19 protein-coding genes are annotated in these 26,064 nt (G+C 61.7%); 7 read left to right on the forward strand and 12 right to left on the reverse strand.

Annotation, left to right across the window (positions count from 1 at the left end; translation table 11 throughout):
* The 3 genes from A3M7_RS0139015 to A3M7_RS0139025 all read left to right on the forward strand — a co-directional run.
* Positions 1-282, forward strand: a 282-nt coding sequence (locus tag A3M7_RS0139015) for an ATP-binding protein (protein WP_027546943.1), incomplete at its 5' end; no start/stop codon positions are given.
* 1,153 nt (positions 283-1,435) lie between these two features.
* A complete protein-coding gene (locus tag A3M7_RS0139020; protein ID WP_198033909.1) occupies positions 1,436-3,223 on the forward strand; it encodes a caspase family protein in 1,788 nt (595 codons plus the stop codon).
* 136 nt (positions 3,224-3,359) lie between these two features.
* Positions 3,360-4,352: a hypothetical protein gene (locus A3M7_RS0139025; protein ID WP_027548737.1), complete on the forward strand. Its 993-nt coding sequence runs from the start codon at positions 3,360-3,362 to the stop codon at positions 4,350-4,352.
* A gap of 27 nt (positions 4,353-4,379) precedes the next feature.
* Here A3M7_RS0139025 and A3M7_RS0139030 read toward each other — a convergent pair whose 3' ends face one another.
* Genes A3M7_RS0139030 through A3M7_RS0139040 form a run of 3 tightly spaced genes read right to left on the reverse strand, consistent with a single transcriptional unit; the run spans position 4,380 to position 8,607 of the window.
* On the reverse strand, positions 4,380-5,027 hold the full coding sequence (locus A3M7_RS0139030; protein ID WP_027548738.1) for a DUF4384 domain-containing protein: 648 nt from the start codon (positions 5,025-5,027) through the stop codon (positions 4,380-4,382).
* Between the two features lie 19 nt (positions 5,028-5,046).
* A complete protein-coding gene (locus tag A3M7_RS0139035; protein WP_084302912.1) occupies positions 5,047-6,846 on the reverse strand; it encodes a caspase family protein in 1,800 nt (599 codons plus the stop codon).
* A gap of 39 nt (positions 6,847-6,885) precedes the next feature.
* A complete protein-coding gene (locus A3M7_RS0139040; protein WP_027548740.1) occupies positions 6,886-8,607 on the reverse strand; it encodes a hypothetical protein in 1,722 nt (573 codons plus the stop codon).
* Positions 8,608-8,766: 159 nt separating this feature from the next.
* Between A3M7_RS0139040 and A3M7_RS0139045 the strand changes: the two genes are divergently transcribed.
* Positions 8,767-9,048, forward strand: coding sequence for a hypothetical protein (locus A3M7_RS0139045; RefSeq protein WP_027548741.1), 282 nt, complete (start codon positions 8,767-8,769; stop codon positions 9,046-9,048).
* 23 nt (positions 9,049-9,071) lie between these two features.
* Positions 9,072-10,130 carry a DUF4424 domain-containing protein gene (locus tag A3M7_RS0139050; RefSeq protein WP_371090254.1) on the forward strand — a complete coding sequence of 353 codons (1,059 nt, stop codon included), beginning with the start codon at positions 9,072-9,074 and terminating at the stop codon, positions 10,128-10,130.
* Between the two features lie 9 nt (positions 10,131-10,139).
* Here A3M7_RS0139050 and A3M7_RS0139055 read toward each other — a convergent pair whose 3' ends face one another.
* The 9 genes from A3M7_RS0139055 to A3M7_RS0139095 form a co-directional block, all read right to left on the reverse strand.
* Positions 10,140-11,948: a serine/threonine-protein kinase gene (locus tag A3M7_RS0139055; RefSeq protein ID WP_027548743.1), complete on the reverse strand. Its 1,809-nt coding sequence runs from the start codon at positions 11,946-11,948 to the stop codon at positions 10,140-10,142.
* Positions 11,945-12,721 carry a PP2C family serine/threonine-protein phosphatase gene (locus A3M7_RS0139060; RefSeq protein ID WP_027548744.1) on the reverse strand — a complete coding sequence of 259 codons (777 nt, stop codon included), beginning with the start codon at positions 12,719-12,721 and terminating at the stop codon, positions 11,945-11,947. Before A3M7_RS0139060 ends, A3M7_RS0139055 begins: the two co-directional genes overlap by 4 nt.
* A gap of 6 nt (positions 12,722-12,727) precedes the next feature.
* A complete protein-coding gene (tagF, locus tag A3M7_RS0139065; protein WP_027548745.1) occupies positions 12,728-13,429 on the reverse strand; it encodes a type VI secretion system-associated protein TagF in 702 nt (233 codons plus the stop codon).
* Positions 13,426-16,962, reverse strand: a complete 3,537-nt coding sequence (gene tssM, locus A3M7_RS0139070) for a type VI secretion system membrane subunit TssM (RefSeq protein ID WP_027548746.1) — start codon at positions 16,960-16,962, stop codon at positions 13,426-13,428. The genes tagF and tssM overlap by 4 nt, the downstream gene beginning before the upstream one ends.
* Before the next feature lie 43 nt (positions 16,963-17,005).
* The gene (tssL, locus tag A3M7_RS0139075) at positions 17,006-18,454 is read right to left on the reverse strand and encodes a type VI secretion system protein TssL, long form (RefSeq protein WP_256374925.1); all 1,449 of its coding nucleotides are present in this window, start codon (positions 18,452-18,454) and stop codon (positions 17,006-17,008) included.
* Between the two features lie 74 nt (positions 18,455-18,528).
* Positions 18,529-19,866, reverse strand: coding sequence for a type VI secretion system baseplate subunit TssK (tssK, locus tag A3M7_RS0139080; RefSeq protein ID WP_027548748.1), 1,338 nt, complete (start codon positions 19,864-19,866; stop codon positions 18,529-18,531).
* 48 nt (positions 19,867-19,914) lie between these two features.
* Positions 19,915-21,294: a type VI secretion system-associated FHA domain protein TagH gene (gene tagH, locus A3M7_RS0139085; RefSeq protein WP_027548749.1), complete on the reverse strand. Its 1,380-nt coding sequence runs from the start codon at positions 21,292-21,294 to the stop codon at positions 19,915-19,917.
* A gap of 12 nt (positions 21,295-21,306) precedes the next feature.
* The gene (locus tag A3M7_RS0139090; RefSeq protein ID WP_027548750.1) at positions 21,307-21,870 is read right to left on the reverse strand and encodes a hypothetical protein; all 564 of its coding nucleotides are present in this window, start codon (positions 21,868-21,870) and stop codon (positions 21,307-21,309) included.
* Between the two features lie 5 nt (positions 21,871-21,875).
* A complete protein-coding gene (locus A3M7_RS0139095) occupies positions 21,876-23,744 on the reverse strand; it encodes a type VI secretion system Vgr family protein (protein ID WP_027548751.1) in 1,869 nt (622 codons plus the stop codon).
* A gap of 335 nt (positions 23,745-24,079) precedes the next feature.
* Between A3M7_RS0139095 and A3M7_RS0139100 the strand changes: the two genes are divergently transcribed.
* Together A3M7_RS0139100 and tssB are read left to right on the forward strand one after the other, a co-directional pair.
* Positions 24,080-25,393, forward strand: coding sequence for an ImpA family type VI secretion system protein (locus A3M7_RS0139100; protein ID WP_027548752.1), 1,314 nt, complete (start codon positions 24,080-24,082; stop codon positions 25,391-25,393).
* Positions 25,394-25,532: 139 nt separating this feature from the next.
* Positions 25,533-26,060, forward strand: a complete 528-nt coding sequence (tssB, locus tag A3M7_RS0139105) for a type VI secretion system contractile sheath small subunit (RefSeq protein ID WP_027548753.1) — start codon at positions 25,533-25,535, stop codon at positions 26,058-26,060.
* Positions 26,061-26,064: the final 4 nt, after the last annotated feature.

The following is a 26,064-nucleotide window of genomic DNA, read 5'->3' on the forward strand; positions in this document are numbered from 1 at the left end:
ATCGTGACCACCAATCTTGCCTTCGGCGAATGGCCAAGCGTGTTCGGCGACGCCAAGATGACCACCGCGCTGCTCGATCGGTTGACCCACCACTGCGACATTGTCGAAACCGGCAACGACAGCTGGCGGTTCAAAAGCCGCGACGACGATCACGCCACCCGCGCTCGTCTCGCCTCCGCTATCCCGACCAGCTCCGACGAGACGAGCGCTACCACCAAACCCCGCCGCGCTAAGGGGTCAAAATTGGACGCCGATGAGGGGTCAAATTTGCAGGCCGATTGACATGTCGCTGCTCCATTGCCTGGACTCAACGACCCCTCTCTCGGCAAGTGGCGTGATGTAAATCCTCAAGGGAATAGGCATTAGTTTCTCCGAAGTTCGGAATTTGCGATCGTATCTCCGCGCGCGGTCCTCCGCAATTCGGAGGACTGGTTCATTTCGACTCTACCGAAGGAACAATGTCCGGGGGACATGACCCCGATGGAGATTCACCGCGCCGGCTACACCGACATCCAAGAAGACGCCGATCTCGTGTTTCACCGTCGGGCACCGGCCGTATAGACAGGGCGAGCCGGCTATTTGCCGCGGGCTACCGCGTCTGTTTGCTTATCGACGCCCAGTTTGCTCGATGCGTCGGATCAGGCGACGTCGGGCTCGATGAGGCTCAAGCTCGTCATCGGATCGTCCTGCGCTCGAAGATCGAGCGCTCCGGCGGGAACTTGAAAATGACGGTCTTCACTTGGGGAGATTACGAGTACAAGGGCCACAAGAACGTCCTCTCTCGCGGAGGATCAGCTCCTGGAGAACTTCTACGGCTTCGTGGCCGCCAAGCCATAGCTCGATGGACGCGAATTCTTGGCAAAGTCCATCACTGCCCGAAGCCGAACTGACGGCGTTGCTCCGCGCTGTTGACCTGAATGCAAGCTGCGACCGAGACCGTCGATCCGCGAGCCCGTCCTTGGACTTCACGTCCCCTCGATCGCCGTCAGCGGAACTTTCGTTTGAACCACGCCAGAGCCTTCTGGTGCGCTGCCGCGAGCAGGCCAGCAGGAGTATAATAACTGTTTTATATCAACATCTTATACCGAGGTCGCACGACAGCACAACATTGGCAAGCGCCCATCATCCACATGAATCGGCGCACAACGCCCGGCCGCAATAATCCTCCGCACCTTTTGAACGCCTCCGCATTTCAAAACAACACATAGGAATGGATCGGGCTCGAGATCGGTACTGTATGCAGATAGGCAGCCGCCAGTAGCGTGCGAATTCAGGAATTGTTTCTTACGCGGCCGTCCTCGCGACGTTACCATTTTACGGGCATAGTTGGGTGTTCGCCATGAGATTGTACAGGCACCTCCGGGTTTGTCTTCTTCTCGCCGCTTCGCTGTTCCTGGCCTCTCAGCCAGCCTGGGCGACAAAGCGCGTGGCTTTGGTGGTCGGCAATTCCAGCTATCAAAACGCCCCACTGCTTCCAAACCCGGCCAATGACGCTGCGGCCATCGCCGCGACCTTGAAGAGCGCAGGTTTCGATGTGGTTGACTCAAGGCTCAACCTCGCCGCGACCGACATGCGGCGGGCCCTGAGAGAATTCGCCGATCAGGCCCGCAATGCCGACATTGCCTTGGTGTACTATGCTGGCCACGGTATCGAGATCGACGGAACGAACTATCTGATCCCGACAGACGCCAGACTCGAGCGTGACACGGATATCTATGACGAAGCATTCTCGCTCGACCGTGTCCTGCTGGCGATCGAGCCTGCGAGGCAGCTGCGCGTTGTGATCGTCGACGCGTGCCGCAACAATCCGTTTGCCGACTCAATGAAGCGTACAGTTGCCTCGCGATCAATCAGCCGCGGGCTGGCCAGGGTCGAACCTGCCGTCTCCAACACACTGATCGCGTTTGCCGCGAAAGCCGGACTAACCGCACTCGATGGCAACAGCAAGAATAGTCCGTATGCGACGGCCCTCGTGAAGTATATTGCAAAGCCGGGGCTCGACTTGCGCAGGGCTTTCGGCTTCGTCCGCGACGATGTCTTGCAAGCCACGGGCAACCGACAGGAGCCCTATGTCTACGGCTCGCTGGGCGGCGAAGACGTTGCACTTGTTCCGGCTGCCAAGGCCGAGGAGCCGATACAAGCAGCCAATCCCCAGTCGGAAATTCGTCGCGATTACGAATTGGCCTTGCAGCTCCGCAACAAGCCCGCTCTGAACGCGTTCCTGACCCAGCATCCGGACGGATACTACTCAAATCTGGCCAAGCTGCAGCTTAATCAGCTCGAGGCCGAAGAGGCACGCGTCGCGGCGACGGCGAAAGCGCAGCAGGCCGAGCAGCAACAAGCTCGCCTGATGTCCCAGGGCGCCCAGCGTGCCGAACAGGAGAAGGCGGCCGCGGATCTGAAGGCTGCGGAAGAGGCCCGGATTGCCGCCGAGAGGACGAAGCAAGCGGCGCAGGAGCAGGCCACCGAGGCGGAACGGAAACGGACTGCATCCGAATCTACAATCGTCGCTGCACTCTCCGGGAATAAGCCGGCCGTTGAGAGTACCGTCGCGGATAGCCCTACGGCCGCTGCGCCCGGTGAGGACAGCAAGACGCCCAAGCTTGCGGCACTGAGCGACGAGCCGCGCCAGACCGATATCGCAAGAGCCGATATCGCCAAGTCCGTACAAGGCGAATTGAGCCGCGTCGGCTGCTTCGCCGGCCCCGTCGATGGCCAATGGAATGCGGCTTCACAGCGCTCGTTGGCTCTCTTCAACCGGCACGCAGGCACCAAACTGGACGTCAAGCTTGCAAGTCTGGATGCTCTTGACGCGATCAAGCTTAGGCCATCGCGGGTCTGCCCGCTGATCTGCGATCGCGGCTACAGGCCCGACGGCGACCAGTGCAGCAAAATCACCTGTGCCGAGGGCTCGTTCCTCAACGACGACAATGAATGCGAGAAGCAGCGCGGGAAGAAGCCGGTTGCCAAGAGCAATACGGATGACCGTCCGTCGCGCGCGGATCGTTCGGCCCGCCAGAATCGGCAGCCGACTGCGGACGTTCCGCCGCGACAGGCGAGCCCGAAGCCGCAGGCGGATGGTGCCAAGCGCAGCGCATCAGGCGCCGGCGGACAGATCTACTGCAATGACCTCTTGTGCCGCCCCGTCAAGCGCGGCTGCCATCTCGAATATCGCGGCGGAGGTGGCCCCTACGCCAATCCCAATGCCGAGGTCTGCAACTAGCGCGGCGAAACGCTACGCCGGCGGCGTCAGGAAGCTATCGGGACGCCGGATTATCTCGAGTGTGCCGAGCTGCCGAGCCTACCCTCGGCTCGGTCGATGACCCTGTGTCTGACTTGGCCGAAGCGGAGCGACCTGCGTGGTGGCGTGTGAGCTCGAGCAGAAGGACGCCAACGCCTTTCCAGGGGTGACGCTCTTCACGAAGCGGCAGGCGCCCGGCATGAAGCCGACGGCGGTTTATCTTCCGCCAAAGCACCCAACAGCCGCCACCAAGTTCGATGTCGTGATCTGGCTTCACGGCTTCTACGTCAAAAACCATGAGTTCCTGTTCCACAACGATCCAGCGCGACTGCGCGAACAAGTCCGGGATTCCGGCAAGGACGTGGTGCTTATCGCGCCGTTCCTGGGCTACGAATATGCCGTTGGCGACACCTTTGCCGGAAACTACAGCGTGTCTGACCTGGCAACCGCGAACTGGGGCGAACGCTATCTCGAGGAGATTCTTGGAGCTCTTGCCAGGTTCCTGGGTCTCTCCTCGACGTCCATTCCTCAGCTCCAGATCGGCAAGCTCATCATCGCATGCCACTCCGGCGGTGGTAACGGCATGCGGAATCTCGTCGGGAGCCTTGGAAAATATCAGGGCAAGCTGACGGCTTGTTGGGGATTTGACTGCCTCTACGGTGCCAATGCGCGGCCCGACGATGCGACCTTCTGGTACCAGTGGCTGTCTGGACAGAGCGGCCGCGCGCTCGAGATCGTGTATGGTCCATCAACTCTCCCGCAATCGGTGAAGCTGGACCTGGTCGGGCGCGGGCTGGCGACGGCCGATGGAAATCAAGCGCAGCCACAACGTCCTGCTCTCAAGAACCTCAGCGTAAGGGTCGGTCATTACGACCTGTTCCCGGCATTTGGCCAGATGGTCAGGGTCAATGATCTCGACCCGGCTTTCGTGGATCGCTTCATGATACCGCAGGTCGCTGACCAGCCGCGTCTGCACCACAAGCCGGCGCCACAGCACGGGGAATTCCTTCAGGGCGCGATTTCCAACGTCCGCAGCGCTTTTCCCTTCCCAAAGGACATTCATTACATGATCGCCCGGGGCGGCTTCTTCAGCCGGCTGAGCAAGCTTTAGCCTTCACAGGCCTTGGCCTTGCCGGGCTCACTTGATGGAATAGGATTTGACGTCGAACGACCAATTATTCGTCACCAGCTTTCCGCTGCCGCTGTCCGGCACGCGCAGCTCACTGGTCCAAGCCGTTAGATAGCTCAACGCCTCGGCCTGATCTTGTAGCTTGCGCGGCAAGTCCGGCAAATCGAGCAACTGCACCCGCCGCTCGCTCAGGATGGCGATCATTACTGCTGACCCAGTCGGCGGTGAGACGACATATTCAAAACCACGCTGCCGAGCCGCCGGGGTTGGAACGACAAATTCGACGCCGGGCCTCACGAGATTGATGTCGCGTCCGTCCGACTGCGCCAATAGCTCGGGAGTCGGAAAGATCTGGGACATCCGCCCTTCCGCGTCGACGTCGACGAGAATGAGATATCCCGGCTTCCTCGCGGTGACGCCGAACGTGACCTTGCCGCCGAGGTTGACGGTCTGACCCGGCAGGATCTGAAGGGACACACTCGCGGTATTGGCCTGCCTGCGCGCCGCTTGTACGGGCCAAAGCCAGGGTGCATACGTCGTGCCGACATTCAGCGATGCTGACGGCAACGGTGCTGCGCACGAAGCTCCGCTACCCGCCAGCAGCAGCAGGAATGCGAGCCATGGTCGCCCCCGGCGGATCGGCTGCGATGACGGCATGGCCTGCTCTCCCTAAAAGTCAGGGAGCACTGAAGAAGCCGATCGAGGCGATCCGCGCGTCCGCAGGCAAGTACCGCTCCAGGCTCTTGATCACCTGCCCCGAAGCGCGGCGCCGGTTGAGCTGCATCAGGACTGTCTCAAGATCGACCATGCGTTGCTGCGAGGTCACTGCAACGATCTGTTCCGCACCGAACGGCTCGCCGACCCTGAGCGGTAGGCGCAAACTCGCCGATCGGGCCAGTGCCGCATCGGAACCCACCGGATACAACAATTGGATGGTGCCATCGCCAGACACATTGAACAGCAACACCGCTCTTGACCCCACATCAGACAGATCAACTTCGACAGTCTGGCCAGCACGCTGTTGGCGATCGTCCGGCCAGATGCGCATGATCTGCGGCGACCGGGTCGCAATGCGCTTCAGTTCACGAATTGCCGCTGTCCGGTCAACGACCGTCGGCAGGCTGGCAACGTCGATCCCGTAGGCGACTACGTCGCCCCACGCGATCACGTCGTGCGACACGGGATCCCAGATCAGGTCGGGATTGTCCGTCGGTTGAACAGCCTGCACGGGAACATCCTTTGGCACCACGCTGGCAAAATAGTTCGTCTTGCCGTCGAGCGCCGCCAGCCGGATTGGCGCAGCGAGATGGAGGGGGGCCGGCGCGTCGCCGGTCGGAAGTTCCTTGGTCGTTGCCGCGGAAAGGGTGGGAATGTTTGGTGCCTTGGCCGTGACAGCCGGCGGCGCGGGCGCTTGTCCCTCGACGGGCGCCCCGGATCCGGCCGGGCCGGAGGCCGCTCTCGCGGCCGGCCCCTGAATCAGCACGACACCGCGCGTCAATTCGAAGGCGATGTCGGTATCCGGCGTCTGAGGCGGCGATGATATGGTCACGATGTTCTGGCGCTGGTCCGAGAGCTGATAGACCACCTGTCGAACATTGCTGAAGAGCTCCTTGAGCGTCACCTTCCCATCGTGATTGATGTCCGCGCTCCCCTCCACCGCCCGCGCGACAGCATAGCTGAGAGCCCCGCGCAGGCCATCGATGCCAGGGATGCGGACTTCCGGCGCTTTGGTGTAGCGGTCCACCGCAGCCAGGAACGCCGTGTGGTCAAGATCGAGTTCTGACTTCGGATCGTTGCTGTCCGACACCGGCTTCAGTTCGTCAACCAGCAACGTGTAACGCGGGACCTGCCGGAAGCTCATCTCAGCGGCACGCGGATCGATATCGCGCACCATACCGCCGCCGTGGCAGGTATCAGCCACGAAGATCACCTTCGCTCCGCGAAGCTCGAACTGCCGGATGAAATGGTTGAACTCACTGCCCAGAACACGTTCGACGGACCCGGTTGGCGTGGTTTCAAAGCCTGGCAGCAGGAACACATTTTCCATCCCGTCCGGCTCCGAGCCCTTGACGCGCTCCGGCTCCTGGGTTCCATGACCTGCGATCGACAGAAAGATGAGGTCGTTGTTCTTGGTCCGCTCCACCAGTGAACCGATCTCGCGCAAGACGCTTGCCCTGTCGGCCTGTGCGTTCGTCAGTACGACGACGTCGCCAACCCCCATGCTCTTCAAGCTGGTCACGATGTCAGTGGCGTCGGCGACCGCGCCCTTCAATTTCCGCACGTGCTGATAGTCATCGATCCCGATCACGAGCGCGCGCACCGCCGCCCCGTCCGGATTGCTGATCGACAATCCGCCTGCCGCATGCGCGTGCGGGGATATCAGCCCGATCAACGCAGCGAGCCCGATGGTGGCGCATAGCCGCTTGATCCCGCAATCAAGTTCCCTAGGCATCCGCATCGTGATCCACCTCGACATCCTTCATATCCATTCTGTAGCGCCAGCGACACACCGGGTTCAGCGCCTTTTGCTTGCCGTCTTGCGGCCCGCCTGCGGTTCGGCCTCTTGATAGGCGCTCGCTGAGACTGTCGCCTGGTCATCCGCGAACGCCCGAAAGCGGACCGGAACGTAGCCACGCGAAAGCAGGCTCGCCAACGGGTAGACGTTGCGGCAGACGCGGCCGTTGCAGCCACCGGTCGAGGATTCCATCACCTCGGCCTTGCGATCGGGCGTGAACCGCAGGAACAACATCACGTGCGAGCCCGGCTTGTTCAGCGCATCGCCGGGCCTCAGGTCCCAGGGATTTGCCACGGGGGCTGCGATCGCAGGAATAGCGGCAGTCGTGTAGTGGACGGAAAGTCCCCACGCGGCGCTGACGAATGCCGAACAGTCGACGCCAGCAACATCCGGCCGTGGCGCATTGCGAGTGCACACATTGCCAGCCAGCGTTCCGCTCTCGATCCGCTGACGGAAGTTCGCGAGCGATCCGTGGCAGCCCCAGCAATAAGGTACGCCGCGCACCTCCTGGTTCACTTTTCCCTGCAGATACCACGGCCGACGAACACGGCTGAAGCCGCTGCATTGGCTGTCGGGATCGCTGCCGTAGTTGGCCTGTGTCAGCTTCCACTGGATGCCCTCGAACGCAAACGCGGTCTCGATCGCCTGCTGGCGATTGGACGGTCTCACGGCGGCCGACGCGTCAAATTTGACGTCGGATCGCTGTGCCGGCGCGGCGGCCGTTCGCGACGGCCGCACGTCGATAATCGAAGCGTTGGTCAGAGGCCTGAAGCCGACGCCAACCACTTCAATGCCGTCCGGCTTGGTCCGAAGGAAATAGACATCGCCATCGCCCGAGACCGTTACGAACCGCCGGGTCAGCGGCGTATTTTCCAAAGGAAGCTCATAGATTCCTTCGAGACGGCCGTTCGCAGCATAGCGTGCGACGAACGTGGAGGCGTTCTTTCCCGATGGCGGAACGTCCTCGGCAAGCACGTAGAAGCGGTCGCCGTTGTCGATCTCAAGAAACTCCACCGTTCCGAGCTGGTTGCGCACCCGCAGGCTTAGCTGTGCGATCGTCTCGTTGGTGACCATGGTCTGGATCTCGACCCTTACGCTGGCATTGCCCTTGTCCGGAATGATATCGGCGATCACCGAGCCCTTACTTCGAGAAGCCACATATTGCCGGTCGGGCTGCCGCGTCGTCGTGACGATGGCCGCGCGGGTATTCTGGTCGAGCAAGTCGGCCGCGCTGCCGGGCGCCTGCGATCCCATCTGGGCGAAAGCGGAGACGGCGAGTTGATCGTCCGCGCCACGGTTCGAGACTTCCTCAAGCTGGATCACGTCGCCACCGATTCCGCGCGTGGACTGCCCTGGCGCCGCCTTCAGCGTCCGTACGCCGCCGTCCCAAACCATGATGTCGTCGTTGTGGACCACGAGATCGGTCGGCTGGACGTCCTTCGGCATCTTGAGGACATCAGGATCTGAGTTCGGCTGTTTCGGGTCAAACTGCAGGATGCGACCGTTGACCTGATCGAGCACAAACAGGTTGCCCTGCCCGTCGGCGCTGAGTGCTTGTGGTCCCGCGAGTTCCACGTCCTGGCTGGCCGGAACGATGCCGACCATGGAAGCAGCCAAACCGCTGGCAAAGCTGCGGACGACAGTATCGTCGGCATGCGCCTTGGTTCCGAAAATGCCAGCGCCAACGATGAAGACCCAGATCCAACGATTTGGACGAAGCATGTTCGCCTCAATGTACCCCGAACCGATCGCGGCGTCGGATCGACTAATCCGAGATGCCGTTAATGCGGCGCGTCAATTAGTGGTGAGCAATATCAATCACGTTCAATTCTATCACTTGACGGTGATAGTCCGAATTTCCTTCAGCTTGCGGTGCAAAACATGGCCCGGAACAGATTTGAGAAGGTGAGCGACGTTCAGCCCGACGCGATCACGCTGCTCCTGAAACGCGACAATGACGGCGCCTGCGGATCAATCGTGCTGCCGGCCGCCGCGAGCCGGGGACGGCTGACCACCGACCAGATCAGCGCGCAATTGCCGGCTCAGGATGCTTTTCGCGGCGCGATCCGGCTGGCAAACGACGTAAAGCTGGCGCTGGTGGTGTGCGATCCAGACGGGGTCTGGAAGTCCGAGTGGGGCGATCTTTATCAGCCGATCGATTGACCCGCATCGGATGGAACCAGCATATGTTGCGACGCCGCATGGAGACTAGCTTGCCGAACGGAGCCTGCACCCGACCGTCGTTCCGAATACGGGCCTTGACGGTCGCGCTGCTGGTTGCGACGGGCTGGCCGGCACGCGCCAACGACTCGGCTGCGGAATTGTCGATCGGCGGGCTCCAGTTCGTACGCACCAATGACGTGGCCATGGAGAGCGAGAACCTTAGTATCGGGCTCGACAGAATCAGTGTTCGCTACCAATTCGCCAACGTCACTGCCAAGCCGGTCACGCTTACTGTTGCCTTTCCGCTACCCGACATCGACCTGTCGGAGGCTGAGAACATTGCACTGCCTTCAAATGATCCGATCAACTTCGTCGACTTCGAGACCAGGGTCGACGGCAGCCCGGCGCCGCTGACCGTCGATCAGCGCGCCATGGTTGGCAACAGGGATGTCAGTGCCCTGCTCCGCGAACTCAAGCTGCCGCTGCTGCCGATTGGTGGCCGCGAGATCCGGGTGAGCGACCTGCCCGTGGCGACTCGGACCCGGCTCGTGGACGACGGACTTATGATGCCTGCCGGAATGAGCGACAACGGTCGCCAGCAGTATGCGCCAGGCTGGGTTATCAAGACCTCGGCTGTACGCCAGCAGGTGTTTCCGCCCATGCGCACCGTCACGGTCGAACACCAGTACCGGCCGAGCGTCGGCTCCAGTCCTGACACCATCCTGCGCCCGAGCCTACGCCGCAGCAGCGCGCTGGGTCAGCAAGTCGCCCGTTACCGGAAAGAATACTGCGTCCAGGATACGTTCCTCGCCGAGCTCGACAAGCGCGCGGGCAGTAACCAGACCAACAGCGCGAACCTGCAGGAGAGGCGCATATCATACGTGCTCAAGACCGGCGCGAATTGGGCCGGGCCGATCCGGTCGTTCAAGCTGACTATCGACCCAGGCGGCAACGACCGCTTGGTGAGCTTCTGTCCTGGGCGGCTCAAGGCATCGTCTGCTACCGGAAACACGCTTGAATATACGGCAAACAACTTCAAGCCGGATGCCGACCTGAAAATCCTGGTGATCGGAACATTCTGAGCGTGCCGGTCAATTGGTGAGCAGCACGTAGCGCGCGGCCGCGATGATAGTCACCTTGTTGCGCTGAGCCTCGCTCAGCGCCTGGAGGAAGAACGTATCGGCAGCTATCGGTCGCGGCTGGCGCAGTGAGTCCAGAACCTGCGGAACCGCCACGACCAACAGCAATTGCGGACCGCTCGCGCGCGCTGTCGGGAGCGTAAACGAAAGCGCGTCGATACCCGGCTTCAGAAGATAAGACAGGCTCTGGACTTCGCCGCGATCCGACACCATGAGCAGCTCGACCACGCGGTTGGCAAAGTTCTCAATGGTCCCATTGAGGGCTTCACCACCCTTCAGCTCTGTCGCTGACAGGGTGATGCGTGGCATTCGCGCCTGATCGCTCCCGACCTGACTCAAGAACTTGACGGCTGGGCATTGCGCCTGGGTCACTTGCCTGACGCCGATCGAAGCCTCGAAACCCTGCTCACGCCGAAACGCTTTGTCGAAGGTGTCGAATGGGGCGGTCGAGGCACCGAACCCTTCGATGACAGCGGCATTTGGGCTCACGGCAATCGGCAAGACAAAGAAGCAGTCACCGCCAGAATATTGGGCCACGTATTTGCGGATGCGCTCAGCTCGCCCCGCCCCATCGAGTGCCGGAGACGGCGTCGCCGTCGGCTGCGCGGACAACTTCTCCGGCTCTTGGCGCCCGGGCTGTGGTCCAGCGGGCTCGACCTTTGGCGGCGCCATTGTTCCAGCGAGCTTTGGAGGTGGCGGCAAGACCGCGGTTGCGGGCGCTGACCAGACCAGCTTGTAGAAGGCATATCCACCACCGCCGACCAGCAGTAACAGAGCCGCCACGCCCGCCCCCAGCCAGCGGCCGCGCGGACTCCGCGCGGTCGACGGCATCCTGTCCTGCGGCACCGGCGCCGCGCCTTCCGGCCGCCGCAGCGGATCGAAGCCATATAACGGCGCGGCCGGCGTCTGCACCAAACCGATCGGCTTCCAGCTGGCGACCTCTCCCATGGTCGGGCGCAATGCCGGATCAGGCTGCAGCATCCGCTCCAGCAAAGGCCGGATGCGCATATCCACCGCACCGAGGTCGGGTACACGCCGGCGCTTCTCCACCAGTTGAAACTGGCTGCCACCCATGTCGAGCTTCTGTCCGGTCAGGGCGTGAAACAGCACAAGACCGAGGCTGTAGACATCGGATTTCGCGGTCACGTCATTGCCGTACAACCCTACCTGTTCCGGCGATGCGTAGTTGTCCTTGCCAGCGAAGCCCGAGCCGATGATGGTCTTGTCACCCATCTGGGTCGACCGGGCTATGCCGAAGTCGATGATCTTAGCCCGCCTGACGTCGTCGAGCGGAACAATGATGTTGTCCGGAGAAACGTCGCGATGGATGATGCCGTGCTCATGGGCAGCCTCCAGTCCCGATGCGACGCGCAGCATAAGCTGGATCAGCGCCTCGAAAGTCAACGGTCCATCGTCGAGCATGTTCGAGAGCGAGCGGCCATTCACGAACTCCATCGCGAGATACGGTCGCTGCAGCACCGGCTCCACCGTAAACAGGAAGTAGCGAACGATCGCATCATGCGGAAGATTGTGGAGTGCCGCGGCCTCTCGACGGAACAGCGCGAGCGCCGCCTCGTTATCGACCATGTCGGGCAATAGCATTTTCACGGCAACAGGCGATCCAGTCTGGATCTCTCGGCATTTGTAGACCTCACCCATGCCTCCCGCGCCGATCACCGCTTCGATCTCGTAGATACCGTTGAGACGGGTGCCGGGGGGCACGCCCTGATAGGACGGTCGGAACGGATCGTTCGGGGTCATGGTTGCGGCTCGCGATTAAGCGGAGATCTTGTCGCCTCCTGAGATCGCGGCGTCAGCAGTCGCACGATCACAATCGTTACGTTGTCAAGCCCGCCACGATCAAGAGCCAGCGCGAGCATGTCATCGCAAGCTGCCTGGGCGCGTCGCGTAGCCGCGTGCTGCAGGATCTCGTCGTCCCGCACGTGCCTGGTCAGGCCATCGCTGCAGATCACGAAGACATCCTCCGGCTCGGCCGGGCCTGTTACCACCTCAAATTCCGGATCATCGGCGACACCGACGGCGCGAGTAATGGCATTGCTCGGCCAATCATTCACGTCGTCGCGCGACAGCGCACCTTCGGCGATCAGTTCCTCCAGTTCGCTGTGATCATGCGACACTTGGCTAATTGCGCCGCGACTGATCAGGTAAACCCGGCTGTCACCCGCCCATATGCAGGCATAGTAGCTATCGCGAACGAGCAGAACCGCCGCTGTCGTCCCGACGGTGGCACCCTGTCGTTCATGACTAAGCGCCAGTATCTGCTGGTTTGCGCTGAATAGCCGCTCCTCGCATTCCGCCAGCAGGTCTGCGGCTGATTCTGGCGTACCGATCGCGTCAAGCGACTGCACTACAATGCGACTGGCGAGATCGCCGGCCTCGTGACCACCCATACCGTCGGCGACGGCCCACAGGCCAACGTCGGTTCGTACCAAACATGAATCCTCGTTCCGCTCCCGCACCCTTCCGGCATGGGTAACGCTACCAACATCGAACAAGGATGGAGTATGCGCCATCGTGCGTCATCCATTCCCGGATGCCGCGAGGCCGGGATCACCGGTCAGCAGCGTAATGTAGTGAAACGGATCTGGTAATCCGCGGCAACTCAGCGCCATTGGCGGAAAGCCTTCCCCTCCGGCGGTCCACCAGAAGCTAGCCGCGGCGTAGACCTGTGGGTTGGCGGCGCAAAGTGCTGCAAACGCCCCCGCGAAGGCGTCGACCGCCGAAGCCCTCCCCATTGCCGCAGTACCAAGCGACGTGATCGGCGGACCGCTGGCGATGGTCTCCTGCAATCGTGGCATCGCAAGCCGGTCCAATCCATCGGAGATCTGCTCGAAGGTCGCGGCCCGATCCAGGGTCGAAAGCAGGAACGCCTCCACTTGCCCGAACCATTCGTCCTGCGGATCAATGCTCGGCGGCGGCAGCGAGACGGCCTCGCCGGTCACGGCATGCAGGGTCAAGGGATAGTATCGCCCCACCCCGTCGAGCGAGGGCATAATCGCCCCCGCCACCGTCGTTCCGCAGATTGCGGCACCGAGCCAAAACCGCCAGACCGGCGCGGTCAGAAAGGCCTGCTGCCATCCTGGGCCAAGCTGGTGGCGACTTGCTGACAGCGCAGCCTGTACCCACGGCTCCCAGGCTTCCAGGAAGCTGCGCGGGGTTGCGATCGCGATGAAATCGCGCTTCGCGCCGATTTTGCCGAATAACCCGCAACGCATGGTCATATCCCGGTCGGGCAACGAAACTCACGCAGCACTGACAGGTTCAGCGGGTTGCGCAACGATCCAGTCGAAATTTGATAGCTGAGCTCGCGCCCGGCGACGATGAAAGTCGCGCTGGCCGTTTCCGCTTTCACCACTAACGAACCCGCCTCCAGCATCCGAAACAACGACCAGGGACCAATGCGCTCAAGCACGGATGGCGGGCCGGTGTCGTTGCTGACTGAAATTGCCGTTCGCGGCGCGGGGCCCGGCCATAGGACGGTCGTTGGCGAGTTGCTCTGTGGCTGTGGCGGCGGCGTAGGTTGCGGACCGCCGAACAAGGATGAGGTCGCTGGACCAGGTGTGGTTGGGCTTGTAATTGTGGTGCCGCCGATCTCGGTCTTGACGGTCACGCCTGGCCCGGCTGCCCCAGGCGGCCGGATCGCGAACGATACCGCCGGCACACCGCCGCCGGTCTGGAAGAAAGCGTCGCGGATATAGGCCGCATTTTGGAATTGCTTGAGCGTATCCGGCGAGAACGACCGACCAACGGGGCTCTCCTTTCGCCAAACCCAGTCCGATCGCGACGTGTCGGCATAAGGTGCCAGATACTGGGTGAAGAACTTGTCCATAACGCCGTTCGGACTGAACAATTTGGCAAAATCCGCCAGCGGGACTTCCTGGCTGCTGCTGCGGATAAACGGGTAGCGGTTGGTCACGGTCTGTTGGCAGACCGGCGTGACCTGATCGCGCAACGTTTGAAGGATTTGCCCGGCGGTTGAAGCCGCAATGCTGCCTTCGAACTCCGCGGCTGCTGCTCGCAGCATGTCGGAGAATGGCGGCGGCATGCGCGAGGCATTGTTGCGGAGCGCTGCGACCTGGGTCTGAAGCGCAGCTGTGGCCTGTGCGGTCAGTTGGGGATTCTCGATGATCAGCGTCAGGTTCTGCGCGATGTCGTTCAGGTTCGCGACGGTCGAGTCGATCGGCCGGCGGGTGCTCTCGCCTTCGAGCGCCGCGTGGTAAGGTTTGAACTGCGCCTCGATCGTCGCGCCAGGCGGTCCATCCTGGGCATTCGTGAAGAGTGCTGGCGCCGGTGCGGCAGCTGGCGCCGAAGCGCTCGCCGGCTTCGCCCGTTCCTTGGTTAGCAACGTCTCGTCGCGCACCGATTCCAGAATTTGCCGCATCGGCGAGGTCGGCGCCGAAAGCGCCCGCAGCACCTCATATTTCGGCTTGTCGGCGAGCAGCTTCTTCAGGCGCAGGCTCCCGAGCGCCGTTCGCCAGGTCGTCACGAAATCGTTGGAATAGATGCTGAGCAGATCGCCGGCCAGATTATCGTACTGCTGGTCGATGGCCGACTGCTGGCCGGCATCCCCCAAAACCCATCGCTCCCGCTTCATCCGCTCAGACAATCCGGACAGCCGGGCAACGAACTTCTGATGGAAGCCGTTATACGTGAAGAACTCGGGTACCCGCACGGCGTCCAAAGGCTGCCCCGTCGTGGTTTCGAACACGACACCCATGTCGGGTCCGCCGTGGCGGCTGGCGATCCAGTCGCCAGCGGTCGATGCGCGAGCCTCCGATTTCAAAAACTCGTAGGCACGTTGCGACACGCTCAGGCGCGCCAAGGAGCTCTGGGCCTGCTTGATCAACCGGCCGTCGAGTTCGACCAGCGGCTGCTGTTCGGTCTCGAGGTCGAACATTGCCACGAGGTTCTCGTCGAGCAGACGCCGCCCTTCCGCGTTGGTGGCGCCAGGATAGAGGTTGTCCGCCCAGTCACGTTGCATCCAGGAGCGGATCAACTCGCGGTCCGGCGACTGCAGGCCGCCGACCATCAGATAGACCTTGAGCGCCTCGTAGACGAAGGCAGGCTCGTTTATGCGCGCATTGAGCTGCTCCTCCAGGCGATACAGCAGGCGCGGCCGGAACATGCGCTCAAGCGCCGTATGATAGGCCGCCTTCGAGGGCGACAGCAACCGGGCGTGCTGACTGAGCCCGTAGCGAGCCGACAAAGGCACCGACTCGCCGCGCGATCCGTAGCCGGCCGGGGCGTTGCGCAGCCGGTAGAGTAGCGGCAGCACCTTGTCTAGATCATGATCAGCAATCAGCGTCTGTTTGATAAGTGGTGCGCCGGCGGCTGCATACTCGCTATCGGCCTGCAGGCTTTGCTCAATCAAATCGGAGTTCCGCTTGTAGCTCGTCAGCCAGGCTGCGATCAGTCCGATCGAGACCAGGCCGATCAACGACAGGGCCGCGGTTTTCAGGATCAGCGCGCGGCGCACCGCGGCACGGTCGGTCGAGACCCAGTCGGCTTCGCCGATGATGACTTTGGAAATCAGATCGGCGAGGAAAAAGCTCTTGCCCGTGCCCGAATAGGATCCGGAACCGACCTCCTCAGCGCCGAACGTACGCGCCAGCGATCCGATCAATTGGTCGATCGGCGTGCCCTGCTGCGTACCCGAGGTAAAGTAGAACCCGCGCAGGTTCGCGTTCACGTGATAGCGCGTCGGCTCGAAGATCAGGTTGAGGAAATCGTGGATCTGCGGCTTGAGCCGCGCCATCTGTGCCGGAAAGCCGAACAATTGCACGCGGTGCTGGGGCGTCGGCTCGTCCTGCAGACGGTCGAGCGTCTCCTCGCTCAGGCGCTCCAGCAGACGGTCGAACTCGACCGGGATCTGCCCCACCAGATTCTGGGTCTTGTCGGCGGTCTGGAACGTGGCACCCCAGACCTGGCGGCGGCCGGCATCCCCGAGATAGGCGAAATACTCGGTGAAGCCGGCAACGAGATCGGCCTTGGTAAATAGCGCGTAGACCGGGAAGCTGACCTTGAGCCTCTGATGCAGCTCGAGCAGGCGCATCCTGATGGCATCGGCGTGAAGTGCGAGCTCCTGCTTCGGCAGCGTTAGAATGTCTTCGATACTGATGGCGACAAGCACGCCGTTGATCGGCTGGCGTGACCGGCTTTTCTTCAGGATGTCCAGGAACGCCAGCCAGCTGTCCTTGTCCGCCTTGCTATTGGAGTCCTGGGTGGTGTAGCGGCCGGCGGTATCGATCAGCACCGCCTCCTCGGTAAACCACCAATCGCAGTAGCGGGTACCGCCGACCCCCGCGATCGCCGCGGGCGTCGCCCCGCGCGCGAGCGGAAATTTGAGCCCGGAATTGACCAGCGCCGTGGTCTTGCCGGCGCCGGGCGGACCGATGATGACGTACCACGGCAGATCGTAGAGAAAGCCCGATTTGTTGCCGCTGGCGGTCTTCAGCGTCGCGAGCGCATCCTTCATGCGCTCCTTGAGCACCGGTTCATCGCTGACGGGCTGGTCCGCACCAGCGATGCCATCGGCAATCTCCTTGGCACCCTTGCGCCGCTTGAACAGATTGAGGCCAACGATGCCTGCCACGATCGTGGTGAGCAGCAGAATAGCGATCTGCCGGACGATATGGTTCTCCAGCGGCCGCCAATCGCCGAACGCAATGAAGGGACCGGCGAAATAGATCACCGCTCCGAGCGAGCTGAGCCCGACTCCGTAGAGAACGATGCGAAGAATGTCCTTGGCAAGCATCTAACCGTACCTGTCGCAAACCACCTGACCCGGTGGAATCTGCCTATTCGCTGCGTTCGATAAAGATCTCGACGCGCCGGTTCTTGGCGCGTCCCTCGGGTGTCGTGTTGCTGGCGATTGGCGCATCTGCTCCTTTGCCCTCGACGTCGACGCGCGAACCATCGGTCAAGCCAGGCTTCAGTGCCGCGGCAACCGCCTTGGCGCGCTCGACCGACAACTCGAAATTTGTCGGAAAGCGGACTGTGCGGATCGGCGAACTGTCGGTATGGCCAACGACTCGGATCCGTCCCGGCTCCTTGTCGAGGGTTGCCGCGACGCGGAGTGCGATCGGCTTGAAACCGTCGAGGATGGTCGCCTGGCCCGATGCAAACAAGGCCAGATCGCAGACCCTGATCACGATGAAACTGGGGGTCTGGTCCGCGGTCATGGCACAGGCTGTGTTCTCCTTCGCGAGCGCGTTGCGGATGCGTTGCAACTGGGTGATGCGATCCGGTGGCGGCGGTGGCGGAGGCGGCGGCGGTGGTGCAACGACCTGGCGCTTGAGCTCGATCGGGCCGGCCGGATGGAGCGCGAGCGCCACCTCGGCAGCGTTCTCTGCCCGGCCAGCGAGGAGCGTCCGCAGGACGAAATAGGACCCGGTCAGCAGCGCGGCGACGACGGCCGCCACGAGCCAGACCGGAACGCGCAGACGCTGCCGGCGCCCCGCTAGCGCCTGTCCGCGCCAGTTGGGCGACAGGTCGCTCATCGTCTTCGGCCGGACCCGGCGCAGCAATTCATAGAGGTTGCGCTGGATCAGCTGCAGGTTTGCAAGTCCGCCCCCTGACGTCCGGTGAATGCCTTGAAAACCAAGCGCAAGGCAGGCGTGCTGAAGTTCGAGGACCGGATAGTTGACCAGTGGATCAACCTTCAAATGGTCGAGGATCTCAAAGAAACGGACGCCGCCGACACGCTCGCCGAAGAACCGGCTCAGCATCGAATATTGCGTCCAGACGTGACGCTCCTCGGTTGGGATGTGCTGCACGATATCGTCGGCAGTGGCACACAGGATGTATTTCGCTGTGTTGGCCTGATGCTCGGAAATGCCCGCTGAACGGATGTCCTTCTCAAAGAATTTGATAGCGTCTGCGACCTGCTCCATCAGGCTCGCGAATGACGCGCGCATGAGCGCCACCCGCAACCGACCAAGCAGCTGCAGCAACGGGCCCGCAGCGCGCATCACTGGATTGGCATTTGGCGCGACGAGATCGTCGACGCGCAACGGCGGCCCTGGCGGCAACATGGGTTGCGGCACCTGGCCTTGCGCGGGTGTGGAGATCCATTCCTCGGCTGGATGGCTGGCCGGCGCGGAGGCGTAGTTCGGGCCCTGTGGAACGGGCGAAAAGGATGGTGGTGGCGCTGGCGCGCCGGGAGAAGGTACGGGTGATGGCGAATAGGCCGGACGTGCTGCAGGCCCCTCGCCCGGCGGAGGCTGAGAGGTCGGCGTCGGCGGCAACTTCCCGCCGGGGTTGGGACGGATGATCGTCCGTTCGCCCCGACCGAAAGGATTGACCGGCTTGTCCCTGTCGCTCATGGCCTGTCTTCCAGGATAGCCCAAAGGTACAGCTCAAGCTCCGGCCAGTCGCCGGAGAAGTGCATTCCGATCGAGGCCGCCGTGCTGAACTCGGGCCACAGCGGCGACTTGCGGTCGAGATAGAAATAGACGTGATCCGTGATGGCCCGGATATGCGGCGGCGGCGTCGGCAAATGCACCAAGGTCAGGCCCGGCAAGTTTGCGTGCACGATCTCGTTCATCTTGGTGTTCGGCCCGACCTTGAACAGGTGCGGGAAATCGTTCTGGATCTCCACGAGCGGCCGCCGTGCGGCAACCTCCAGCACCAGGGTCGCATTTCGGAACAGCGCTCGATCGCGGATCGGCGATACGAACGCATTCTGCGCGCGCTCGATGATCTCCAGACGGATCGCCCGCCGGCCCAGCCGCGCGCTCAAGAAGTCCTGGATGTCGCTCACCAATGGTGTGAAGACGTTCTCGAGATCGTCGTGATCGTACGCCGGATAGTTGCGCGCCCGCCGTTCCGCCGTGGAAAAAGTCGCAAGTTCACCCGCGAACCTCAGCAATTCCTCGTACAGGCGCTCGGGGTGCACGCTGCCGGAGCGTTGGAAATGAGTCAGCACGGGAATGGTACGGTTCAGCACTTGCAGGACCAGATAGTCGACGCTCTGCAACCCACCGCCGGATGACGGATCGACCGCGTAACGCGCCAGCTCGTCGAGTTTGGTCTCAACCCAGCCGATGATGCGGTTGAGCCAACCATCGATGATCGGATGCGCTGCGCAGACCAGCATCGGCGGCACGAACTTGTCGTCGAACAGGATGTTCTTGTCGCGCACTTCCAGAATGCGCGCGATGCCGAGGCCCATGTATCCGGGCTTGCTGGTCTTGCGCAGTTCGAACGACAAGCGCGGATAAGCGATGTCGATCTCTTCCTCGATGCGTAGCGCCGAGGTCGAGTCAATGAAGGTTTCCGAAGTACGAACATAACGACTGGCGCTGTCGGTGCGGTCCTCGTCGACCTCGCGGGTGTTTGGTGCCGCGACAGGCATCATCAGCCAGACGATCTGGCCTGCGGCCGTCTCCGGCACATCGATCGCTTCGGGAATTGGGCTGTCCGCAGGGATATCGAACGGCGTACCGTCCGGCATGACGCCGGACGCATTGCGCACCGCGAACTTGCTTTGTTCGGTAAGATCCTTATCGATCTCCAGCTGGGCAAAGCCCCAGGGGTATGGTGTCGTGTAGCGAACGCGCTTTTCCAGCAAGTGTTCGATGTAGCGGTCGTTCTGCTGCAGATGATGCGGCCGCAGAAACAGACCTTCCGACCAGAAAACCTTGCTGTACCAAGACATTCCTACATCCACTTAGAAAATGTCGGCGACCGCATGGTCGCCGATAGCTTACTTTGAACCGGGCTTGTCGCCGCGGTCGTAATAGTCCGAGAAGTGCAACATGAAGGTTTCGATCGGCGCGCTGTTGTCGCGGCCAAGATGCGCCTTCCAGCGCGTCAAGAACTCGTCCCAGAGTTTGCCCTTGTTCGTACCGAGCCAGGAGCTTGCGCCACGCTGAAGCTCGAGCTCGCGCGCCATCAGCGTCGGATCTATGTCCGCAATCAGCTCATGGACAGCGTGCTGCATCGCCATGTAGGTCTTCAACTGATGTGATTTGAGATCACTGAAGCCCTGTGCAAAGGCGCGCTGCGCGTCGAGGTAGCTACGCGTCGGCGGCCCAAAGAGAATGCGCATCGCCTCTTCCGCGGTCGGCGAGAATTTCAGCGGATTATTTTCGAGGGCTTGGACGGTGGTCTGGCTGGTGCTGCGGGTCAGCTGTTTGGCTTGGGTTCGCGCTTGCAGCAGCGCCATGAGATTATCCACGGTCATGCGCAAGATGATGCCAAGCTGTTCGGCGAGTTCGGCGTCGGACTTGTTGGCAAAGAAATTGTCCGGCAATCCTGCAGCGCGCGCCACCAGTCGCGCGAACTCGGTACCGCCGACTGGCTTGGACGTGACAGGCCCCTCGCCTGCTGCTTGCGTCTGGCGCGGCGTCGCAACCTCTTGGTGCAATGGCGATGCCGGCGGCTGTGCACCGGCTGGTTCATCATCGATCCACACCGACGGCCGGCGTGGGGTCGGCTTGACTGGGGGGCGCTCGACTTGCGGTTTCGGCGCGGTGACCGGACCCGCTGCCCAGTTCATGTCGTCGTCCTGCACGGACGGTTGGTACGGAGACGTCGGCGATGACGGTCGAAATGGGTCTACACCCGGCGCCGGGACGCTCGCCGCCCAATCCAGGAACCCCGGATTAACGGGCCGCGCAGCCTCGCGTGGCTTCTTCAACAGGTTCGGATCGATCGGCGGCGGAACGTCACGATCGGCCGTCCAAAGCTCTCCGTAATCGGCATGCTGCTGGACCGAGGGTTCGTGCAGTTGCGCCTCATGGTTTGGGCTGCGCCCGCCAGCCTCATCCTCCAGCGAAACTCCGATGACGTAGTGGCCGATCGTCAGTCGGTCGCCATCGCGCAAGCGGTGCGGCCCCCGCATGCGCTGGTCGGCACCATTGAGAAAGGTGCCGTTGGTCGAGACGTCGTGCAGCCAATAGCCGCCGTCGCGAAAGTGCACTTCGCAGTGCTTTCCGGAAATCGTCCGCGCCGGATCCGGCAGCGTCCAGTCGAGGTGACGATCCCGGCCAATATCGACCGAGCGCCTGCCGGTGACCGTAAACGACACAGGTCCGCCGTCCGGAAGGTTCGGTTCGTTCTCGATATTAAAGCGAAGCACCATCACATCGTCTCGTTAGCGCGGAGGGCGCGGTTCGCCGCGTGCCAATTGAATACCATCCTCCAGGCATGACGTCATTATCTGGTCCCGGGAGTCACGGGGGAGCCGGCAGAGGCCAATCAGCAGCGCTGCACGCACCGCCCGTGCGGCCTGATCTGGCTTGGCTTCCACGGGCGCAAATTCCGGAGGAACCACGCTTCCGCCGGACCAGCCGGCCGCCAGCGCCAGCCATGTCGCTGGCTGCTCGGGATCGTTGGCATTGCCGACGGCCAGCGCCTTGTTCCGGGACTGCTCGTCCGGTTGCCGGACCCAGGTCTCCACAACATTCAGCGACCTGCTGTCGTAGGCGTCGAAATGGTCGAACATCCGTCGCAGGGAGCGGCATCCCCAGGCGATCGCCACGCGCCTGGGAAGCAGATAGGCGCAGTAAGATACGGCCTGGTGCCAGTTGCGGGCATCGGCGGCCTCCTGAAGGAAATCCAGCGAAGGCTTGTCGGCATCGGCTTTGCCGACATCATAACGCGCCAAGGGATAGGCTTGAAACAGATCCCGTACCGTGCCGAACCGAACCTGCCCCATGACCGTCAGCCGACAAGAGTTGGAGTGCCGTGCGCGACCAGCGGACCGCCGGCTGCAAGCGCCATGCCGGCCTGCGCTGTCATGGCGATCGTCGGCGCGTTGATGACGATGCCCGCCGGGCTCAGGATAATCTGGCTGGGACCAACCTGTAGGGTGATATTGGCATTGGCCGTGAGCGTGATGCTGATACCCGCATTGACAGACTGGTCCATGGCCAGCGTGATGTGCTGACCGCCCAATTCGATATCGAGCTTATCATTGCCTTTCTTGAGCGTGGTTTTGCGGGTGTCCCCGCCGAATGCAGCTTCGCCGATGGTCCGTGTCTCGGTGTCGCGGACCGTCACGTCGTGGTCCTTCTCAGCATGCACCGTGATCTTCTCGGATCCCTTCTTGTCCTCGAAGTTCCACTCGTTGAAGCCGCCACCACCTTTGGTGGAGTCGGACTTCAATCCTGCAACCGTCTTCTTCGACGGCAAATCATAGGGCAGCTTGTATTCGTCGTTGTACACGGTGCCGATCACCAGGGGCCGGTCCGGATCCCCCTCTAGGAATTCGACAACCACTTCCTGTCCGACGCGCGGGATGATCTGACCGCCCCAGCGCTTGCCAGACCAAACCTGAGCCACGCGCAACCGGCACGACCGCTTCTTCTTCCGATCCCAGAAAAAGCGGACATAGATTTCGCCTAGCGATTCAACGTCGATTTCCTCGTTCGAATTATCGTCTTTGGTCACCACCTTGGCCGTTTGGACGCCGTTGATCCTTGGCTTCGGCGTCATCATCAGCGCTCGAAACGGCCGATCGCTCGGCAGAAACTCATAGCTGCCGAAATAGACATGTTGCCCGGCGTCGCTGGGACCGCCTGTGCGGTAAGATTCAATCGAGAACGAGTGCGTGGCTCGCACCACGAGATATTCCACGTTCTGCGAGTCCTTGGAGTGCTTTTCGAGCTTCGTCAGCCCACCGGGGAACAGGTTGACCGCGTCACCATTGCCGCGACGCCGCCGGTCCATCGCCTGCTCCGCCTGGAGCTGGATCTTCGCGTAGCGCTCGCCGTCGGACTTTTCCTTGAACTTCCCGGGATAGTCGTAATACTCCATCTCCGACCGAGTGTAATGCTCGGAGCCCTTGGCATCGCTGATCAACTGAGCGTTTGGCTTCTGGTAGTTGTAGTCGTTGAGTTCGATCTTGCCGGTACGAAACCGGCGCTCCGACACCCATTCATAGATGTGCTGCTCGCCTCGACGATCGGCACCCGTCAGCGGGATGTAGGGAATCGTAGCAAGACCTTTGATCGGGCTGTGCGACGATTTGGAGTCCGCCAACACCAGCGTGTGTTTGCCGCCCTCATGCTTGAAGAAGTAGGAGATGCCGTGCTGCTCCATCAGCCGGCACACGAAATTCATGTCGGTCTCGCGGTACTGAACGCAATATTCGAGCTTCGGACAGGAACCCTCTTCGGTCAGTTTGGATTCATAGTCGGTGAAGCCACGTTCGTTGAATACCTCCTTGATGATGTCGGGCGCCTTCTTGTCCTGAAATATTCGGCAATCAGTTGTCCGCGACAACAGCCATAACCAGGGCCTCAGCACGATCCGGTAGCTGAAATAGTCGTTCTTCACCCCGAGCCATTGGGCCTCCGTCAAAATGCCACTGAACTCGCGCTCCTTTTCATGCAGCTTTATGGTCAGCGTACACTGCTGACCGATGGCACGATCGAAGTCGAGGTCGGCATCCTCACTGAGACACTCGATGCGATACTCGAACAGTTCGCTGAGACCTTCCGAGCCTTCGAACCCGGCAAAAACCAGAACGTCCTTGCCAAGAGGCGTCTTGAGTTCGCAGAGGCGGGTATCCTGAGTAAGCTGGCCCATGTGGGCTTAAACTCCCTCCTTCGATCGAATGACCCGCTGCGAAGAGCTGATCAGACGTTATGCAAGGACCACCGAAATCCTGCCCGCCACCGGCAGTGCCGGCAGGTCCGCCCCGGACGTTCCACAACAGCGGTCCAAAGAACCGCCCCGGTCATCAAGTAGTCGGCTCCAAGAGCTTGCCGGTTCACGCGAAAATGGCATGATCTTCGGGAATGAACCAACACCAGCAGGCATCTGACCCATGGATATAGACTCGGATCATGGATCCCCCGCGATCCGGCAGTCGCCACGGGCTCGGCAGCGGGGCCGTGACCGAGCAGATGGACGATTGTCGTATGCTTGATGTCGCCTCCCTGACGCACCCCGTTGCCGCTGACGATCCCTGCGGGCCGGATCTCGACGCCATCGGAGACGTCCAGTATCTGAATTTCTTCGCAGGTGCGGAATCCCTGCTGCCAATGTCGTTCTTCGAGGTCGTCAATGCCAATGGTGAGCGTGGACGCTTCGATCCAAAGGCAGTCGATTTTGCCGGCCAATTTGCCGCCGCACAGCCCCTTCTTGCTCGTACCCGCGATCTGCGCCTAAATCTGCTGCTGGCCAAATTTTCAATTCTCAACCGCGATCTCGACGGCTTTCTCTGCTGCCTGAAGGCGACCAACTTGCTGCTGCGCGAGCAGTGGGAAGCGGTGCATCCGAGAGGCGAGGACGGCGACTACGCGCTTCGGGCTGTCACGGTCGAAGCAATCGACGTGTTTCCGACCGTGATCAACCCGCTCCAGTTCCTTCCCCTGATCGAGAACCGCAGACACGGCAACCTCAACTACCGCGCCTATCAAATCGCCCAGGGCGAAATTCCCGCCGGTGACGCCGACGCCGACGGGCTCGATCTCGCGACCATCGAGCGCATCGTCAGCGAGACGGATCTCGACACTCTCAGGACAGCCAGCGCGCGGTGCTCCGCGGTCGCGGCTGAAATCGCGGGCATCAAGGCGACCTGGCGTGAGAAGTTGAACTCGGGGCAACCAATCAGCCTCGACAGGCTCTCGGGCTTGGTTAACGGGATGGCTGCCTGGCTTGCGGGTCTTGTTGCGTTGCGGGATCCGACGGCAATTGTCGAAACTGCGGAAGATGTCGGTCCTGTCGATACACAGGTGCCGTCAGACACGATCGGGGTGGTGGCTTCATCCGCACAGGCATCTGCAGCGCTTGCAGCGGCGGCCGATTATTTCGCCCGAATGGAACCATCCAACCCGGCTCTGTTACTGGTGCGTCAAGCGCAGGAGATGGTCGGCAAATCATTCATTGAAGTGATGCGGATGCTGGTGCCTGCGCACGTGGAGAGCGCTGCGATCAACATCGGACGCGACAAGGTCTTCGACCTGCCGATCGAACGGATGGCCGAGCTCGCTACCTCGCTCTCATCGACGACCGATGACAGCGCTCAAGATATTGTATTTTCAATAGAAAGCAGGGCGCAGGCCTTAAGCCTGCTGACGAAGGTGGCGTCGTTTTTCCGAACCGCGGAGCCGTCCAGCCCCATCCCCTTTTTGGTCGATCGCGCGCGCGACCTCGCACAACGAGATTTTCTCAGCCTTTTGAATGATGTTCTTCCTGAGGGAGCGCTTAAAACAATCGACAGATCGCATTGAACCCAGCTTTCGCTCGAGGGCACTAACTGGACACAAGGATGTTTGCCGACCGCAGCAACTTGAAGCGCCCTAGCCAATCTGCGTCGCGCAAATTCGATGTCTTTTTCGATGTCTAATGCGATTTCGTAGTGAGGGAACCATGGCTACAGACAGCGGTCAAAAATTCATTCGGCGAAACCGCGCACCACGCGTGCACATCACATACGAAGATCCTTACGACGCCGAGCGGCTGATCGAACTGCCGTTCGTCATGGGCGTCCTCTCCGACCTCTCCGGCAATAACCCCGGCGTCGAGAAGACGAAGGTCGAGGAGCGCAAGTTCCTCGAGTTCGACATGGACAATTTCGACAACCGCATGGCGGCAATCCAGCCCGGCGTGACGGCGCGTGTCGCCAATCGCCTCAGCGATGGATCCGACGAAAAGATCTCGGTCAACCTGCGCTTCAACAAGATGGCAGACTTCACGCCGGTGGCCGTCGCCCGCCAGGTGCCGGCTACTGCCAAGCTGCTCGAGGCGCGCGAACAACTCGCCAACCTGCTGCGCTACATGGATGGCAAGGTGGCCGCCGAGGACCAGCTCAAAAAACTTCTCGCCGATCCTCAACTGATGGCGGCGCTTCGGGAACGCGCGACAAGCCAGTCGACCGAACCTGGCACCGAGAGCTAAGGAA

Origin of the sequence: Bradyrhizobium sp. WSM2254 (genome assembly GCF_000472645.1) — a bacterium.
Lineage (GTDB): Bacteria > Pseudomonadota > Alphaproteobacteria > Rhizobiales > Xanthobacteraceae > Bradyrhizobium > Bradyrhizobium niftali.

Bases quoted from the DNA above. Each gene is read 5' to 3' on its own strand.
- tssB (WP_027548753.1), top strand. From the start codon at position 25,533: ATGGCTACAGACAGCGGTCAAAAATTCATTCGGCGAAACCGCGCACCA.
- A3M7_RS0139055 (WP_027548743.1), bottom strand. From the start codon at position 11,948: ATGACCCCGAACGATCCGTTCCGACCGTCCTATCAGGGCGTGCCCCCC.
- tssM (WP_027548746.1), bottom strand. From the start codon at position 16,962: ATGCTTGCCAAGGACATTCTTCGCATCGTTCTCTACGGAGTCGGGCTC.
- A3M7_RS0139040 (WP_027548740.1), bottom strand. From the start codon at position 8,607: ATGCTTCGTCCAAATCGTTGGATCTGGGTCTTCATCGTTGGCGCTGGC.
- A3M7_RS0139060 (WP_027548744.1), bottom strand. From the start codon at position 12,721: ATGGCGCATACTCCATCCTTGTTCGATGTTGGTAGCGTTACCCATGCC.
- A3M7_RS0139090 (WP_027548750.1), bottom strand. From the start codon at position 21,870: ATGGGGCAGGTTCGGTTCGGCACGGTACGGGATCTGTTTCAAGCCTAT.
- A3M7_RS0139035 (WP_084302912.1), bottom strand. From the start codon at position 6,846: ATGTCGAGGTGGATCACGATGCGGATGCCTAGGGAACTTGATTGCGGG.
- tagH (WP_027548749.1), bottom strand. From the start codon at position 21,294: ATGGTGCTTCGCTTTAATATCGAGAACGAACCGAACCTTCCGGACGGC.
- A3M7_RS0139050 (WP_371090254.1), top strand. From the start codon at position 9,072: ATGTTGCGACGCCGCATGGAGACTAGCTTGCCGAACGGAGCCTGCACC.
- A3M7_RS0139095 (WP_027548751.1), bottom strand. From the start codon at position 23,744: ATGGGCCAGCTTACTCAGGATACCCGCCTCTGCGAACTCAAGACGCCT.
- A3M7_RS0139045 (WP_027548741.1), top strand. From the start codon at position 8,767: ATGGCCCGGAACAGATTTGAGAAGGTGAGCGACGTTCAGCCCGACGCG.
- A3M7_RS0139030 (WP_027548738.1), bottom strand. From the start codon at position 5,027: ATGCCGTCATCGCAGCCGATCCGCCGGGGGCGACCATGGCTCGCATTC.
- tssK (WP_027548748.1), bottom strand. From the start codon at position 19,866: ATGTCTTGGTACAGCAAGGTTTTCTGGTCGGAAGGTCTGTTTCTGCGG.
- A3M7_RS0139100 (WP_027548752.1), top strand. From the start codon at position 24,080: ATGCTTGATGTCGCCTCCCTGACGCACCCCGTTGCCGCTGACGATCCC.
- tagF (WP_027548745.1), bottom strand. From the start codon at position 13,429: ATGACCATGCGTTGCGGGTTATTCGGCAAAATCGGCGCGAAGCGCGAT.